Annotated in this window: 11 protein-coding genes and 1 tRNA gene; 4 read left to right on the top strand and 8 right to left on the bottom strand. The window is 70.9% G+C overall.

Annotation, left to right across the window (positions count from 1 at the left end; all coding sequences use genetic code 11):
- Positions 1-159: 159 nt before the first annotated feature.
- Positions 160-939, top strand: coding sequence for an ABC transporter ATP-binding protein (locus QF037_RS27180; protein WP_307029528.1), 780 nt, complete (start codon positions 160-162; stop codon positions 937-939).
- A complete protein-coding gene (locus tag QF037_RS27175) occupies positions 933-3,320 on the top strand; it encodes an FtsX-like permease family protein (protein ID WP_307029526.1) in 2,388 nt (795 codons plus the stop codon). The genes QF037_RS27180 and QF037_RS27175 overlap by 7 nt, the downstream gene beginning before the upstream one ends.
- A gap of 107 nt (positions 3,321-3,427) precedes the next feature.
- Here the strand turns inward: QF037_RS27175 and QF037_RS27170 are convergent.
- From QF037_RS27170 to galU, 7 genes are all read right to left on the bottom strand, one after another.
- Positions 3,428-3,501, bottom strand: a tRNA-Ala gene (locus tag QF037_RS27170).
- Positions 3,502-3,615: 114 nt separating this feature from the next.
- Positions 3,616-4,863, bottom strand: a complete 1,248-nt coding sequence (gene sepX / locus QF037_RS27165; protein ID WP_307029524.1) for a divisome protein SepX/GlpR — start codon at positions 4,861-4,863, stop codon at positions 3,616-3,618.
- 209 nt (positions 4,864-5,072) lie between these two features.
- Positions 5,073-5,717 (bottom strand): GNAT family N-acetyltransferase, encoded by a 645-nt coding sequence (locus QF037_RS27160; protein WP_307029522.1) that lies wholly within the window; start codon positions 5,715-5,717, stop codon positions 5,073-5,075.
- Between the two features lie 20 nt (positions 5,718-5,737).
- Entirely contained in the window at positions 5,738-6,244 is a 507-nt protein-coding gene (locus QF037_RS27155; RefSeq protein ID WP_307029520.1) for a MogA/MoaB family molybdenum cofactor biosynthesis protein, read from the bottom strand.
- Positions 6,241-6,720 (bottom strand): cyclic pyranopterin monophosphate synthase MoaC, encoded by a 480-nt coding sequence (gene moaC, locus QF037_RS27150; protein ID WP_046261452.1) that lies wholly within the window; start codon positions 6,718-6,720, stop codon positions 6,241-6,243. Before moaC ends, QF037_RS27155 begins: the two co-directional genes overlap by 4 nt.
- A gap of 85 nt (positions 6,721-6,805) precedes the next feature.
- On the bottom strand, positions 6,806-8,128 hold the full coding sequence (glp, locus tag QF037_RS27145; RefSeq protein ID WP_307029518.1) for a molybdotransferase-like divisome protein Glp: 1,323 nt from the start codon (positions 8,126-8,128) through the stop codon (positions 6,806-6,808).
- Positions 8,129-8,133: 5 nt separating this feature from the next.
- Positions 8,134-9,036 carry a UTP--glucose-1-phosphate uridylyltransferase GalU gene (gene galU / locus QF037_RS27140; RefSeq protein WP_307029516.1) on the bottom strand — a complete coding sequence of 301 codons (903 nt, stop codon included), beginning with the start codon at positions 9,034-9,036 and terminating at the stop codon, positions 8,134-8,136.
- A 132-nt stretch (positions 9,037-9,168) separates the two neighbouring features.
- Here galU and QF037_RS27135 point away from each other — a divergent pair, with 132 nt between their 5' ends.
- Complete coding sequence (locus QF037_RS27135; protein WP_307029514.1) at positions 9,169-9,753, top strand: 5-formyltetrahydrofolate cyclo-ligase; 585 nt, start codon at positions 9,169-9,171, stop codon at positions 9,751-9,753.
- Positions 9,754-9,831: 78 nt separating this feature from the next.
- Here the strand turns inward: QF037_RS27135 and QF037_RS27130 are convergent, their stop codons facing one another.
- Positions 9,832-12,621 carry a penicillin acylase family protein gene (locus QF037_RS27130; RefSeq protein WP_307029512.1) on the bottom strand — a complete coding sequence of 930 codons (2,790 nt, stop codon included), beginning with the start codon at positions 12,619-12,621 and terminating at the stop codon, positions 9,832-9,834.
- A gap of 242 nt (positions 12,622-12,863) precedes the next feature.
- Between QF037_RS27130 and QF037_RS27125 the strand changes: the two genes are divergently transcribed.
- The gene (locus QF037_RS27125; RefSeq protein WP_307029510.1) at positions 12,864-14,399 is read left to right on the top strand and encodes a potassium/proton antiporter; all 1,536 of its coding nucleotides are present in this window, start codon (positions 12,864-12,866) and stop codon (positions 14,397-14,399) included.
- The last annotated feature ends 123 nt before the right edge of the window (positions 14,400-14,522 follow it).

Below are 14,522 nucleotides of genomic sequence, written 5' to 3'. Positions count from 1 at the left end.
GGCGGACGTAATCCGGCGGGACAGACATCCGGGGGTATGCCTGGCCCTACCCCAAGTCTCGGTCCTGCCGCAGTGATCCGCGCGGTGGCGGCGCGGTTTCGTAGAGCTCTCTTCGACTTGATGAGGGCCGTCGGCCTTCTGCGGACTCAATGAGGGCAGATGACAGACCACGCGATTCGACTGACCTCCGTCATCAGGCGGTACGGCGAGGGCGACGGCGGGGTGACCGGGCTCGACGGGGTCTCGCTCGGCTTCGGACAGGGCACGTTCACCGCCGTCATGGGGCCCTCCGGCTCCGGCAAGTCGACGCTGTTGCAGTGCGCGGCCGGGCTGGACCGGCCGACATCGGGCTCGGTGCGGGTCGGCGGCACGGAACTGACCGGGCTGAGCGAACGACGACTGACCCTGCTGCGCCGCGAACGCATCGGTTTCGTCTTCCAGTCGTACAACCTCCTGTCCTCCCTGACCGCCGAACAGAACGTCCTCCTTCCGCTGCGGCTGGCCGGCCGGCGGGTTTCGAAGGCACGCGCGCGTGAGGCGTTGCGGCGGGTGGGGCTCGGTGAACGGGCCCGGCACCGGCCCGCGCAGCTGTCCGGCGGCCAGCAGCAGCGCGTCGCCCTGGCCCGCGCGCTGATCACCCGCCCCGACGTGCTGTTCGCGGACGAGCCGACGGGTGCGCTGGACTCCGCCACCGGGCGGGAGGTGCTGGCCCTGCTGCGCTCACTGGTCGACACCGAGGACCGCACGATCGTGATGGTCACGCACGATCCGGTGGCCGCGTCGTACGCCGACCGCGTGGTCTTCCTGGTCGACGGGCACGTGCACGGCGAGGTGACGGGGGCGTCGGCGGGGGAGATCGCGGCGGGTATGACGTCGCTGGAGACGGGGGCGCCAGCGGATGGCTCGCAGGCCGGTGCCTCGGAGGTCGTCCCGTGCTGATGCTCGCCCTGCGTACCCTGCGCTCCCGTTGGACCGCCTTCATCGGCAGCTTCGTCGCTCTGTCCCTCGGGGTCGCCGTGCTCGCCGTGATGGGCCTGGCCCTCGCCTCCTCCCTGGACGCCCCCGTGCGCACGCCGGAACGCTTCGCCGCGGCCCCGGTCGTGGTGAAGGGCCAGGACACGCTGCACGTACCGACCCCCATCGGCGACCGCACCCACAGGCTGGCCCGGCCGCGTCCCGTGCCGGCGGACACGGTGACAGCGCTGCGGAGGTTGGGCAGGGTCACGGAGGACCGCACGTTCGTCGTCCACGGCGACCTGGTGGGACATCCCTGGTCGACGGCGGCCTTCGCGCCGTACGAACTGACCGCGGGCCGGGCGCCCCGCGCCGCGGACGAGGTCGTGGCCACGGACGGCCGGACGACGGTAGGGCAGCGCCTGCGCACGGCGCGTGGGATGGTGCGCGTGGTCGGCACGGTGGGCGCGCTCGGCTTCGAGAACGCGCTGTTCTACACGGACGCGCGGGCGGCCGCGTTGTCTCCGACGAGCACACAGCTCGTGGTGGAGGCGGACGCGTCGTCGGTACGGCGCGCGGTGGACGGCCGCGCGCGGGTGCTGACCGGTGACGAGCGCCGGCTCGCGGACGCCGATCCCGAGCGGGACGCCGAGGCGCTGACGACACTGAACGCCTTGTTCGGCACGGCGGGCGGGGTGACCGGGTTCGTGTCGGTGTTCGTCGTCGCGTCGACCTTCGCCTTCGCGGTGGCCCAGCGCCGCCGGGAGTTCGGCCTGCTGCGCACGGCCGGCGCGACGCCGGGCCAGATCCGGCGCGCGGTGCTGACGGAGGCGCTGCTCGTGGGCGGACCGGCGTCCGCGGCGGGCTGCGTGCTGGGGGCGTACGCCGCCCCGTGGCTGGCGGAGCGCGTGGTGGACGGCGGTGTCGCACCGGCCTGGTTCGCGATCGGCGACCACACGTGGCCGTACCATCTCGCCTTCTGGACCGGTCTGTCGGTGGCGCTGTGCGGGGCGATGGCCGCCTCCTGGCGGGCGGGCCGGACCGCGCCGACGCAGGCGCTGCGTGAGGCGGCGGTGGACGAACGCGAACGCGCCCTGACGCTCGGCCACCTGCTGTGCGGTGCGGCCCTGCTGATCACCGCCGCGGTCACCCTCGCACTCGCGCTGGTGACCGACCCGGGCGAGCTGCTGCACCGCAAGACGTACGTCAGCCGCCCGATGCTCCTGATCACGGCGACGGCCCTGCTGGCCCCGGCCCTGGTCCGCCCCCTGACCAGGGTCCTCGCCCCGTGCGGCATGCTGGTCCGCTCGAACGCGGGCGCCGCCGTCCGCCGTACGGCCGCCGTCGCCGCCCCCGTCCTGATCATGGTGGCCCTCACCGGCTCGCTGCTCGGCGCCACGGCGACCCTGAACGAGGCGAGGGCGACGGAGGCGCGCGAGCGGACCGTCTCCGACTTCGTGCTGACGTCGCCGAACGGCTTCGACCCGGACACGCTCCGCCGTCTGCGCGCGATCCCGGGCACCGAGGTCTCGGCGACCGCGTCGAGCGCCGTGTACGTCCTCGAGGAGGGGGTCGCCCTCATCAAGTCCGAGGCACGCGCGGCCGATCCGAGGGCGCTCGCGGCGACCGTGCGCCTCCCCCTGACGGCGGGCCGCGTCACCGACCTCGACGGCGACTCGATCATCGTCAACGAGGAGTGGGCGCGGCACGAAGTCGGCCGCCGGGTCACCGTCTGGCTCGGCGACGGCACCCGCAGGTCGCTCCGCATCGCCGCGGTGATGCCGGTCGGCACGGGCAACAACGGGGCGTACATCACTTTGGCCAACGCGCGCGGGGCCGCTGTCGACCGGGTCGAGGTGACGGGAGGAACGGCGGCAGGGCTACGGACAGCCCTGGGGGCCACGGACGTCTCCGTCCAGACCCGCGAGGAGTGGCTGCGGACCGCTTACCCCACGGCCACTTTCACGGACGCCGACGAGAAGACCCGCCTCGGCTTCCTCCTCGTCCTGGGCATCGCGCTGCTGTACACGGGCATCTCCCTCGTCAACACCCTGCTCATGGTGACGTCCGACCGGAAGCGCGAGTTCACGTCCCTGCGGCTGGCGGGCGCCACGACCGGCCAGGTGCTGCGCCTCGTCGCCGCGGAGGCTCTGTTGGTGGTGGCCGTGGGCGCACTCCTCGGCCTGCTGGTGACGGCTCTCAACCTCGGCGGCATGTGGGGCGCCCTGGGCCTGCAGTCGGCACGCTCCCCGCTCCGCCTCCCCTGGCCCGAACTCGGCGCGGCCACGGGCGCGTGCGCGCTCCTCGCCGTCGTATCGGCGGTGCTTCCTGCGGCCCATGCCCTGCGCCGGAGAACTTCTCCATAGCCGGGCCGATTCTGACGCGGGATCAGCCGGCGCGGTTGCTGTACGTCACTGCGGTACGCATGGCAAGGGGCCCGTTCCTGATATCAGGAACGGGCCCCTATGCTGCGTGGACCTGTGGGGATTTGAACCCCAGACCCCCTCGATGCGAACGAGGTGCGCTACCAGACTGCGCCACAGGCCCTTGCAACGAGTGAAACCTTAGCACCCCGATCGGGGTGCTTGGAAATCCGTTCCCTGCCCCGGCCGCGCAACAGCCACAGGTGGGACGGCTGGCCGCGGCGGTGGGGCGCGGCGCCTACTCGTTGGCCGCGCGCGGCCGCTCCCCGTCCTCGTACTGATCGAACAGGGGCGTACGTCCCCGCTCGCGCGCCCGGCGCGCGGACGCGGCCCGGCGGGCGTCGCAGCGTTCGTCCTCGTCCGCCTTGTCCTCGCCGTGGGACGACTCCCCCGCCTCGGCGTCCTGGGCCGCACCGTCCTGCCCGGCACCGGACTCGGCACCGGCGCCATGCCCCTCCCGCTCCCCGGCGACCGAGCTGGACCGCGCCGAACTCCACGCGTCCGGCGCGCCCAGGTCCACGTCCGAGGTGGCCCGCGGAGCGACCGGCGCCGTCACATACGTCGGCAACGGCACCGGCACCGGCTCCCAGCTGTCCCCGTGCCCCGGCCTGCGCTGCCGCTCGCGCTGCTGGTCGACCCACTCCGCATGGTCGGTCTGCTCGACGAGGGCGCGCCGGTCGGCGGCGAGCGCCGACAGCCCGGGGTCCTGCCCCGGCTCTGGTCCCTCGTCCGGTTCGTCCCCGTCGATCGCCTCGGCCGTCGGGCGCCGGCGCGGCTGGCGCGCACGCTCCTTCAGCCGCTGCGCCGCCGCCTCGGCCCGCTGCCGGTCCATCTGGTAGGCGAAGCGACGGTGCTCCTGGGAGCGCAGGTAGGCGATGTACCCGCTGAGCAGCACGGCGGGCACGCCGGGTGCCCACAGGAACGCGAGCCCCCCGACGGCGGCGACGACCGCGCCGAGCGTGAAAGCGATGAAGAGCACCACGGTGGTACGTCTACGGCGCGCGAGTGCCTTCGTACGCCGGGCGCGCGCCGCGGCGGCTTCCGCTGCGGGCGAGCGCCGGGCCGCGGGCACCTGCTTGCGCGCCGGAGCGGATCCGGATACGGGTGCCGGGGCGTGCGCGGCCGGGTCGGCCGCTCTCTCGCGCGCCGGTTCACGCGCCGACTCCCTGCGCGCCGACGCCTCCGCGCGCACGTCCGCGCGCACTTGCGGGCGCGTCGGAGGCATGGCAAAGGCCCGGACGTCCACCGAGTCGGTGACGGCATCCGGATCGACGGCGCTGGGCTCCTCCTCGGTGGAGCGCGCCCGCAGGTCCTTGGCGTACCGGCGCTCCATCCCCGCCCGTCCGGACAGCAGCCGGATGGCGGTGCTGAAGCGTTCCGTCGGACGGGCCTCGTTCAGCTCGTCCTGCCTACGGAGCCACATCGGCACCAAGTAGGCGGCCCAGGCCCCGACAATGACTGCGTAGATGAGGCCGCTGCTGCTCACGCCTCACACGGTAGAGGGATTCGCGTGAGGCCATCCGCCAATTGGGCCGGTGTGTCGCACGATCTGGCTGATATTTCGAGCTTTTTTTGTGACCGATGCGATCAGCAGGTCGCCGGAGCCGCGAATTTAATGCCCTGAGATGATCGCCATCCGATCATTCTCGAACATTTATTCAATTACCCGAGTCGCTGGCCCGGCCGCTTCCCTGGCTAGGTGGGATTCCCCGGCGTGTTCTGCGGGTTCCGGGGCGTGGTGTGCGGAGCCTTCTGTGAGCGTGCCCGCCGCCATCGCCCGAGCAACCCTTCCGGCACCTCTTCCGCGGTGAGCGCGAAGACGAGATGGTCGCGCCAGGCCCCGTCGATGTGGAGATAACGGGGCCGCAGCCCCTCCTCACGGAATCCGAGTTTCTCCACGACCCGGCGGCTGGGCCCGTTCTCCGGGCGAATGCAGACCTCGATGCGGTGCAGTCCGACGGTCCGGAAACAGTGGTCCACGACGAGCGCCACGGCCGTCGGCATCACCCCGCGGCCGGCCACCGACTCGTCCACCCAGTAGCCGACATGCCCCGAACACATCGAGCCCCAGGTGATCCCGGCGACGGTCAACTGCCCGACGAGCCGCCCCTGGTACTCGATGACGAACGGCAGCATCCGGCCCGCGTTCGCCTCGGCCCGCAGATGGCGCACCATCTGCCGGTAGGTCGGCCGGTGCGCGATCGCCCCGCTGGGCGTGGGCGGCGGGATGGTCGCCTCCCAGGGGCGCAGCCAGTCACGGTTGCGCCGGTTGACCTCGCGCCAGGCCCGTTGGTCGCGCACCTTTATGGGCCGGAGGACGACATCGCCGTCCGTCAGCACGACGGGCCAGGATGGGCTGTTCAGCTCGCACCCCCAGTGCCGGCCCCGGGTCTGGGGTGGTCGCCGCCGCGGATCTGGTCGACGGCGTGGACCAACAGGGGCTCCAGGACGGCGAGTCCGTCCTTCACTCCGCCGGTGGAACCCGGCAGGTTGACGATCAGTGTCCGTCCCGCCACTCCGGCCAGGCCCCGCGAGAGCGCGGCGGTCGGCACCTTCGCCCGTCCGAACGCCCTGATGGCCTCGGCGATGCCCGGCACCTCGTGGTCGATCACCTCGCGGGTCGCCTCGGGGGTGCGGTCGGTGGGCGAGATACCGGTGCCGCCGGTGGTGACGACGACGTCGTATCCGGCGTCGACGGCGGCGCGCAGGGCCGCCCGGACAGGGTCCCCGTCGGGCACGACCTGCGGTCCCTCGACGTCGAAGCCGAAGCCCTTCAGGCCCGCGGCGATCAACGGGCCGCCCTTGTCCTCGTAGACCCCGGCGGCGGCCCGGTTGGAGGCGGTGACCACAAGAGCGCGATACGTCATGCCCGGCTCCAGTCGCCCGACTTGCCGCCTGTCTTCTCCTCCACCCGCACGTCCGTGATGACCGCTCCCTTGTCGACCGCCTTGACCATGTCGATCACGGTGAGCGCGGCGACGGAGACCGCGGTGAGGGCTTCCATCTCGACGCCCGTGCGGTCCGTCGTCCTGACCGTGGCGAGGATCTCCACGGCGTCGTCCACGACCGACAGATCCAGTTTCACACCCGACACCGACAACGGGTGGCACAGCGGGATCAGATCCGGGGTGCGCTTGGCGCCCATGATGCCCGCGATCCGCGCGGTGGCGAGGGCGTCGCCCTTGGGGACGCCCTCGCCGCGCAGCAGCTCGATCACCCGGGGCGAGACGAGGACCCGACCGCTGGCGCGGGCGGTGCGCGCGGTCACGTCCTTGTCGGATACGTCGACCATACGGGCGGCGCCCGCCTCGTCGATGTGAGTCAGTCGGTCCTGCGTACTCATGCTGTGCGGCGCTCCCGGTCCCGGCCCCTCGCGGTACGGCGCGCGAGCCTGTTGTGCGCGACACGGTACCGCCAACCAGGAGCACTCAGCCGAGCAGGACCACCTCGACCTCGGTGCCGGGCTCGACGGACTCCACGTCCTCCGGGACGACGATCAGCGCGTCCGCGTGCGCGAGGGCCGCCACCAGGTGCGACCCGGCACCGCCGACCGGGGTGACCGTGCCGTCGGAGTAGGTCCCGCGCAGGAACTGCCTGCGCCCCTTCGGCGAGGTCAGCGCCTTGCCGGCGGTCAGCTTCGCGGTCACGCGCGGCCGGTGCACGTCCTCCAGGCCCATGAGAGCGCGGATCGCGGGACGGACGAACAGTTCGAAGGAGACGTACGACGAGACGGGGTTGCCCGGCAGCGCGAGGAGCGGGGTGTGGTCGGGGCCGATGGAGCCGAAGCCCTGCGGCTTGCCGGGCTGCATGGCGAGCTTGCGGAAGTCGATGCCGCTGCCGGCCTCGTCCTCGTCACCGACGGAGGACAGCGCCTCCTTGACGACGTCGTACGCCCCCACGCTCACGCCGCCCGTGGTGACCATGAGGTCGGCGCGGACGAGCTGGTCCTCGATGGTGTCGCGGAGGGTCTCGGCGTCGTCGGCGACGGCGCCGACGCGGTAGGCGATGGCGCCGGCGTCGCGGGCGGCGGCGGTGAGGGCGAAGCTGTTGGAGTCGTAGATCTGGCCGTTGCCCAGTTGCTCGTCGGGCTGGACGAGTTCGCTGCCGGTGGACATGACGACCACGCGCGGGCGCGGGCGCACGCGTACGGTGCCGCGGCCGATCGCGGCGAGCAGTGCGATCTGCGGCGGGCCGAGGACGGTACCGGCCTCGAGGGCACGGTCGCCGGCCTTCACGTCGCTGCCCTTCGCGCGTACGTGCGCGCGTGCCTCGGCGGGCCGGTGCACGTGCACGTGCCCCTCGGCGCCCTCGGGGGCCAGGGCGCGGGCGCGCATCCCGGTCGCGGGCCCCTCGCCCAGGCCTCCGTCGGTCCACTCGACGGGGACAACGGTCTCGGCGCCGGGCGGCAGCGGGGCGCCGGTCATGATGCGGGCAGCCTGGCCGGGACCCACGTGGAGCAGCTCGGCCTGGCCCGCCGCGACGTCCCCGACGACGTCCAGGACGGCGGGGAACTCCTCGCTCGCGCCCGCGACATCCGCGACCCGCACCGCGTACCCGTCCATGGAACTGTTGTCGAACGGCGGCAGGGAGACCGGCACCGTCACGTCCTCGACCAGGACGCAGCCCTGGGCGTCGAGGAGTTGCAGCTCGATGGGTTCCAGGGGGCGGACGGTCGCGAGGATGTCCTCCAGGTGTTCGTCCACCGACCAGAGGTGGTCCTGGCCGGTGGTGTGGGGCGCGGCGCTGCTCAACGTTGCTACATCTCCTCGGCTACGTAACTGCGAAGCCAGGTCCGGAAGTCCGGGCCCAGGTCTTCACGTTCGCACGCGAGTCTGACAATGGCACGCAGATAGTCACCACGGTCGCCGGTGTCATAGCGGCGGCCCTTGAAGACGACGCCGTGCACCGGGCCGCCGACCTTCTCGTCCGCCGCGAGCTGCTGGAGGGCGTCGGTGAGCTGGATCTCGCCGCCGCGGCCGGGCTCGGTCTTGCGGAGTATGTCGAAGATGTGCGGGTCGAGGACGTAGCGGCCGATGATCGCGTAGTTGGACGGGGCGTCGGCCGCGGCCGGCTTCTCGACGAGGTCGTGCACCTTGACCACGTCGCCGTCCTCGGTGGCGTCGACAGCCGCGCAACCGTAGAGGTGGATCTGCTCGGGCTCGACCTCCATGAGCGCGATGACGCTGCCGCCATGCCGCTCCTGAACCTCGACCATCCGCTTGAGCAGCGGGTCGCGCGGGTCGATCAGGTCGTCGCCGAGGAGGACGGCGAAGGGCTCGTGGCCCACATGCGGCGCCGCGCACAGGACGGCGTGACCGAGGCCCTTGGGGTCGCCCTGGCGGACGTAGTGCATGGTGGCGAGGTCGCTGGACTCCTGCACCTTCGCGAGCCGGCCGGCGTCGCCCTTCTTCTGAAGCGCCGATTCCAGCTCGTAGTTGCGGTCGAAGTGGTCCTCGAGCGGGCGCTTGTTGCGGCCCGTGATCATGAGGACGTCGTCGAGACCCGCGGAGGCGGCCTCCTCGACCACGTACTGGATCGCCGGCTTGTCGACGACCGGCAGCATCTCCTTGGGAGTGGCCTTGGTGGCCGGCAGGAACCGGGTGCCGAGGCCTGCTGCGGGGATGACAGCCTTGCTGATCCGAGGGTGAGACTGAGTCATGCACGCAACCTTATCCGGTGCCTTTGCAGGGAATCTGAGGCTCCGGTTAATTAGCTCTGATATGAGCGTATTGGAAGGGTACGGGAGCGACCTTTGAGTCACATCGGACGTCCTGGAGAGCCTGACAAGCGAATGTTGCGGCGAGAGTTCCTCGCGGTGAGGAACAGGTTGACGGCCGATGACGTGCGAGAATCCGCGACCGCGCTGGCCGGACGGGCGCTCGGACTGCCCGAACTGGCGCGGGCGCGCACGGTGGCGGCGTACGTCTCGGTGGGGAGTGAACCCGGCACGCTCGCGCTCCTGGACGCGCTACGCGCGCGGGGCGTGCGCGTCCTGCTCCCGGCGCTCCTGCCCGACAACGATCTGGACTGGGGCGCGTACACCGGGACGGACTCCCTCGCGCGCGTCCGACACGGCGGAAAGATGGCCCTCTTCGAGCCCTCCGGGGAGCGTCTGGGCCCGGACGCCGTGACCGGCGCCGACGTCGTGCTGCTGCCCGGCCTGGCGGTCGACGCGCGCGGCATGCGGCTGGGGCGCGGCGGAGGATCGTACGACCGGGTGCTGGCGCGCCTGGAACGCGCGGGCGCACACCCCGCCCTGGTGGTGCTGCTCTACGACTCCGAGATCATCGAGCGCGTCCCCGCGGAGGTGCACGACCAGGCGGTGCACGCGGTGGTGACGCCGTCGGGTGTGCGCCGCTTCCGGGACGACGCGTGAGCCGCGCCAGGTGAGCGCACGCGAACGGGCCCTCCACGCGGGCGTGGAGGGCCCGTTCGACGATGCGCCGTCAGTGGCTCATGGCTTCAGTACCAGTGTGTCGCTCGTGTTCTTGTCGACAGCGTCCTTCGAGAAGGACCAGTCCAGCAGTTCACCCTTGGCCCACTTGCCCGTCTGGTCGGTGTAGTGGGCGCTGTAGGCGTGCCCGGAGGCTCCGGTGAGGTTGATCCACCTGGACTTGTCGAGGTCGCCGAGGTTGACCACCATCCGCATCGACGGCACCCAGATGACGCCGTAGCCGCCGGCGGCGTTCCAGCCGGTCGCGTTGACGGTGGCCTCGCCGCCGCTGAGCTTCCAGGGACCGCGGTTGAGGGCGTACCGCACGATGCCGGGGCCTTCGGTGCCGAGGGTCTGGTTCTTCAGGAACAGGCGGTGCAGCCGGCCCCAGCTCCAGGTGTCGATGTCCTTGCCGAGCTTGGCGGTGAGCTCCCAGCGGGCGTCGATCATGGCGCGCTTGAACAGCTGGTCGCGGTTCTCCGCCTCGGGGCGGTCCCCCACCCCGGCGGGCGTCTTCCACCAGTCGCTCTTCTCGTCCTCCATGAGGTTGCGCACGACCTCGAACCAGCGGTCGCCACCGTCCGGCTGCGCCTGGTCGGCGTCGCGCTGACCGCACTCGCGGACGTTCTCCGTCTCGTCGGCGGGGCCGGTGGTGTTCACGGGTTCGACCCACAGGCACTGGCCCTTGACCCGCAGCTCCTTGGGCAGCTTGTTGCCGAAGGCGAGCTTGAGGATGTTGCGCCAGACCGAGTTGAAGTAGGCGGCGGCCGCCGAGTCGGCGTCCTGGGTGTAGTCCCAGCCCTCCAGCAGCTTCTGCGCCTCGCGGACGTCCTTGTCCTCGATGTCGATCTTCAGCAGCTTGGGCACGAGCAACTTGGCGATCTCGCTGCTGTTGTCCAGTTGCATCTGGCGCATGTCGTCGGTGGAGATCTTGCCGCCGTCGTCGATCTTCGACTTGATCAGGTCGGTGATGCGCTGGCTGCGGGCGCCGTAGCCCCAGTCGGTGGTGAGCGTGTAGGGGTACTTGTCCTTGTCGATCACGGCCTGGTTGGCGGTGACGATGTACCCGCGCGCGGGGTCGTACTCGTAGGGGAGCTGGTCCTGCGGGATGTAGCCGGTCCACTGGTACTTGGAGTCCCAGCCCGGCTGCGGGATCGAGCCGTCCACGCCCTGCGCGCGCGTGGGGATCTTTCCGGGGAGCGTGTAGCCGATGTGGTCGTCGGTGTCGGCGTAGACCAGGTTCTGCGACGGCACGTCGAACAGGGCCGCGGCCGCACGGAAGTCGCTCCAGTTCGTCGCCTTGTCCATCGCGAACACGGCGTCCATGGAGGTGCCCGGGTCCAGCGCGGTCCAGCGCAGGGAGATGCCGTAGCCGTCGCCGCGGTCGGGTGCGGCGGTGTCGACGGTGGCCTTCTTGCCGACCTTGACCAGTTCGTCGTCGCGGTCGGACAGCAGGGGCCCGTTGTTGGTCTCACGGACGACGATCGTCTTGGGCTCGCCGCCGGCGACCTCGATGGTCTCCTCGCGCGTGGTGAAGGGCTTCACCTTGTCGTCGTACAGGTAGCCGTTACCGCTGAGCTTCTCCAGGTAGAGGTCGGTGACGTCGACGCCGGAGTTGGTCATGCCCCAGGAGATGTCCTGGTTGTGGCCGATGACGACGCCGGGCATGCCCGCGAAGGTGTAGCCGGAGACGTCGTACTGGCACTTGCTGGAGACGGTGCGGCAGTGCAGGCCCATCTGGTACCAGACGGAAGGCAGCGAGGCCGACAGGTGCGGATCGTTGGCCAGCAGCGGCTTGCCGGTGATGGTGTGCGAGCCCCCGACGACCCAGGAGTTCGAGCCGATGCCGTTGCCGTTCACGCCGACGGCCGCGGGAAGGTCCTCCAGGACGCCGTAGAGGCCCGAGAGCTGGCTCTGGAGGGCCGTGGTGCCCGAGGTGGACGCGGTGCCCGTGGTGCCGCTCGTCGACGTTCCGGTGCCGGTCCCTGTCCCCGTGCCAGCGCCCGTGCCCGAGGTGCCGCTGCCCTGCTCGAACGTCTTGGTCAGCTCGTCGTACTGGCCTTCCTGGACGATCGCCTTGTTGCGGCTGTACGGATAGCCCGGGTACAGGTCCTCGATCTGCTTGGGGCCGAGGCGGCTGGTGAGCAGCGCACGGTCGATCTCGTCGTCCATGTTGCCGCGCAGGTCCCAGGCCATCGCCTTCAGCCAGGCCACCGAGTCGACCGGGGTCCACTGCTCGGGCTTGTAGTCGTTGACGAAGCCCAGCGCCGCGTACTCGAGGGAGATCTCCTCGCCGTCCTTGCCCTGCAGGTAGGCGTTGACTCCCTTGGCGTAGGCCTGGAGGTACTTCTTGGTGGAGGCCGACAGCTTGGTGTCGTACTCCTTCTTCGCGACCCGGTCCCAGCCGAGCGTGCGCAGGAACTCGTCCGTGTCGACCTGGCTCTTGCCGAACATCTCCGACAGCCGCCCGGAGGTCATGTGGCGGCGCACGTCCATCTCGTAGAACCGGTCCTGTGCCTGGACGTAGCCCTGCGCCATGAACAGGTCCTCGTCGGAGGCGGCGTAGATCTGCGGGATGCCGTAGCCGTCGCGCTTCACGTCGACCGGTCCGGACAGGCCCTCGAGCGTGATCGAACCCTTGGTCTGCGGGAAGGAGGCACGGACGGTGCTGATGGACCAGTACGCCCCGTAGGCGACGCCGCCGATGATGGCCAGTACCAGGACGAGGACGATCAGACGGGCTTTGCGCCCCTTTTTCCTGCCGGACTTGCCGGGCTTCTGACCCGATGAGGCGGTGGTGTTGGGGGGCATCGCTGTCCTTGCTGTCCTAACGCGAGCGGCAGGCGGGGCTGTGACTTTGAATGAGCGCTGGAGCAACCATAGGCGCAGGGCCCGACGCCACTTGACGCGGAGTCGGGTACCAGCGCGGACGGACGTTCGATCTTGCCTTCAGGAGTGTCAAGAAATCGTCAAGAGTTAGGTAAGGTAACGAAGTACTTGGATGCGGAGACCCACCCCTTCGTGTCCTATGTACGTGAGCCCACGCGCGCGTGATGCCCGTGAGCCAGGGAAGGGAACAGCCACTGACCGTCCACGACCTCAACCAGCTCCTGCTCGTCTGCTCGCTCGTCCTGCTCGTCGCCGTCGCAGCGGTCCGGATCTCCTCGCGCAGCGGGCTCCCCAGCCTGCTCGTATATCTGGGCATCGGCGTCGCGATGGGCCAGGACGGCCTCGGCGACATCCACTTCGACAACGCCGAGCTGACCCAGGTCATCGGATACGCGGCCCTGGTCGTGATCCTGGCCGAGGGCGGACTGGGCACGAAGTGGAAGGAGATCAAGCCCGCGCTGCCGTCCGCCACCGTGCTGGCGCTGGTCGGGGTCGCGGTGAGCGTCGGGGTCACGGCGACGGCCGCGCACTATCTCATCGGGCTGGAGTGGCGCCAGGCGCTCATCATCGGGGCGGTCGTGTCCTCGACGGACGCGGCGGCGGTCTTCTCCGTGCTGCGCAGAATCCCCCTCCCCGCGCGCGTGACGGGCACCCTGGAGGCCGAGTCCGGCTTCAACGACGCCCCCGTGGTCATCCTGGTCGTCTCCTTCTCCACCGCGGGCCCGGTCGAGCACTGGTACGCGCTCCTCGGCGAGATAACCCTGGAACTGGCCATCGGCGCCGCCATCGGCATCGCGGTCGGCTTGCTGGGCTCCTGGGGGCTCAGGCACGTCGCGCTGCCCGCCTCCGGCCTCTACCCGATCGCCGTCATGGCGATCGCCGTGACGGCGTACGCGGCCGGTGCGCTGGCGCACGGCAGCGGCTTCCTCGCCGTCTACCTCGCCTCCATGGTGCTGGGCAACGCCAAGCTGCCGCACTGGCCCGCCACCCGCGGTTTCGCCGAAGGGCTCGGCTGGATCGCCCAGATCGGCATGTTCGTCCTGCTCGGCCTGCTGGTCACCCCGCACGAGCTGGGCGACGACGTGTGGCCCGCCCTCGTCATCGGCCTGGTGCTGACCATGGTCGCGCGCCCGCTGAGCGTCGTGCTGTGCCTGACGCCGTTCCGGGTGCCGTGGCAGGAGCAGACCCTCATGTCCTGGGCCGGGCTGCGCGGCGCCGTGCCCATCATCCTGGCGACGATCCCCATGGTGAACGGTGTCGACGGCAGCCGCCGCATCTTCAACATCGTCTTCGTCCTGGTCGTCGCCTACACCCTGGTCCAAGGGCCGACTCTGCCCTGGCTCGCCCGCCAGCTGCGGCTGGGCGGGGACACGGAGGCCGCCGACCTCGGCATCGAGTCGGCGCCTCTGGAGCGGCTGCGCGGACACCTGCTGTCCGTCGCGATCCCCGACGGATCGAAGATGCACGGCGTCGAGGTCAACGAGCTGCGGCTGCCGGCCGGGGCCGCCGTCACCCTCGTCGTCCGCGAGGGAAAATCGTTCGTTCCGCTGCCCACCACGGTGCTCCGGCGCGGGGACGAGCTGCTGGTGGTCGCCACGGATCCCGTGCGGGACGCGGCGGAGCGACGGCTGCGCGCGGTGGGACACGGCGGAAAGCTGGCCGGATGGCTGGGCACGAACGGGGAGACACCGCGGCGCTGACCGGGGCGCTGACCGGGGGCGGCGCGGCCCATGTCGTCAAAGGATCTCGCTGAGGGATGTCGTTAAGGGCACGTTTCGCACGGTTCACACCCCCGGTAATCGCAGGTTAACAAGGTTCATGGT

The organism is Streptomyces canus (assembly GCF_030815415.1).
Lineage (GTDB): Bacteria > Actinomycetota > Actinomycetes > Streptomycetales > Streptomycetaceae > Streptomyces > Streptomyces canus_F.
The sequence above is the reverse complement of the archived record's forward strand: the minus strand, read 5'-3'. Positions and strand labels throughout refer to the sequence as shown.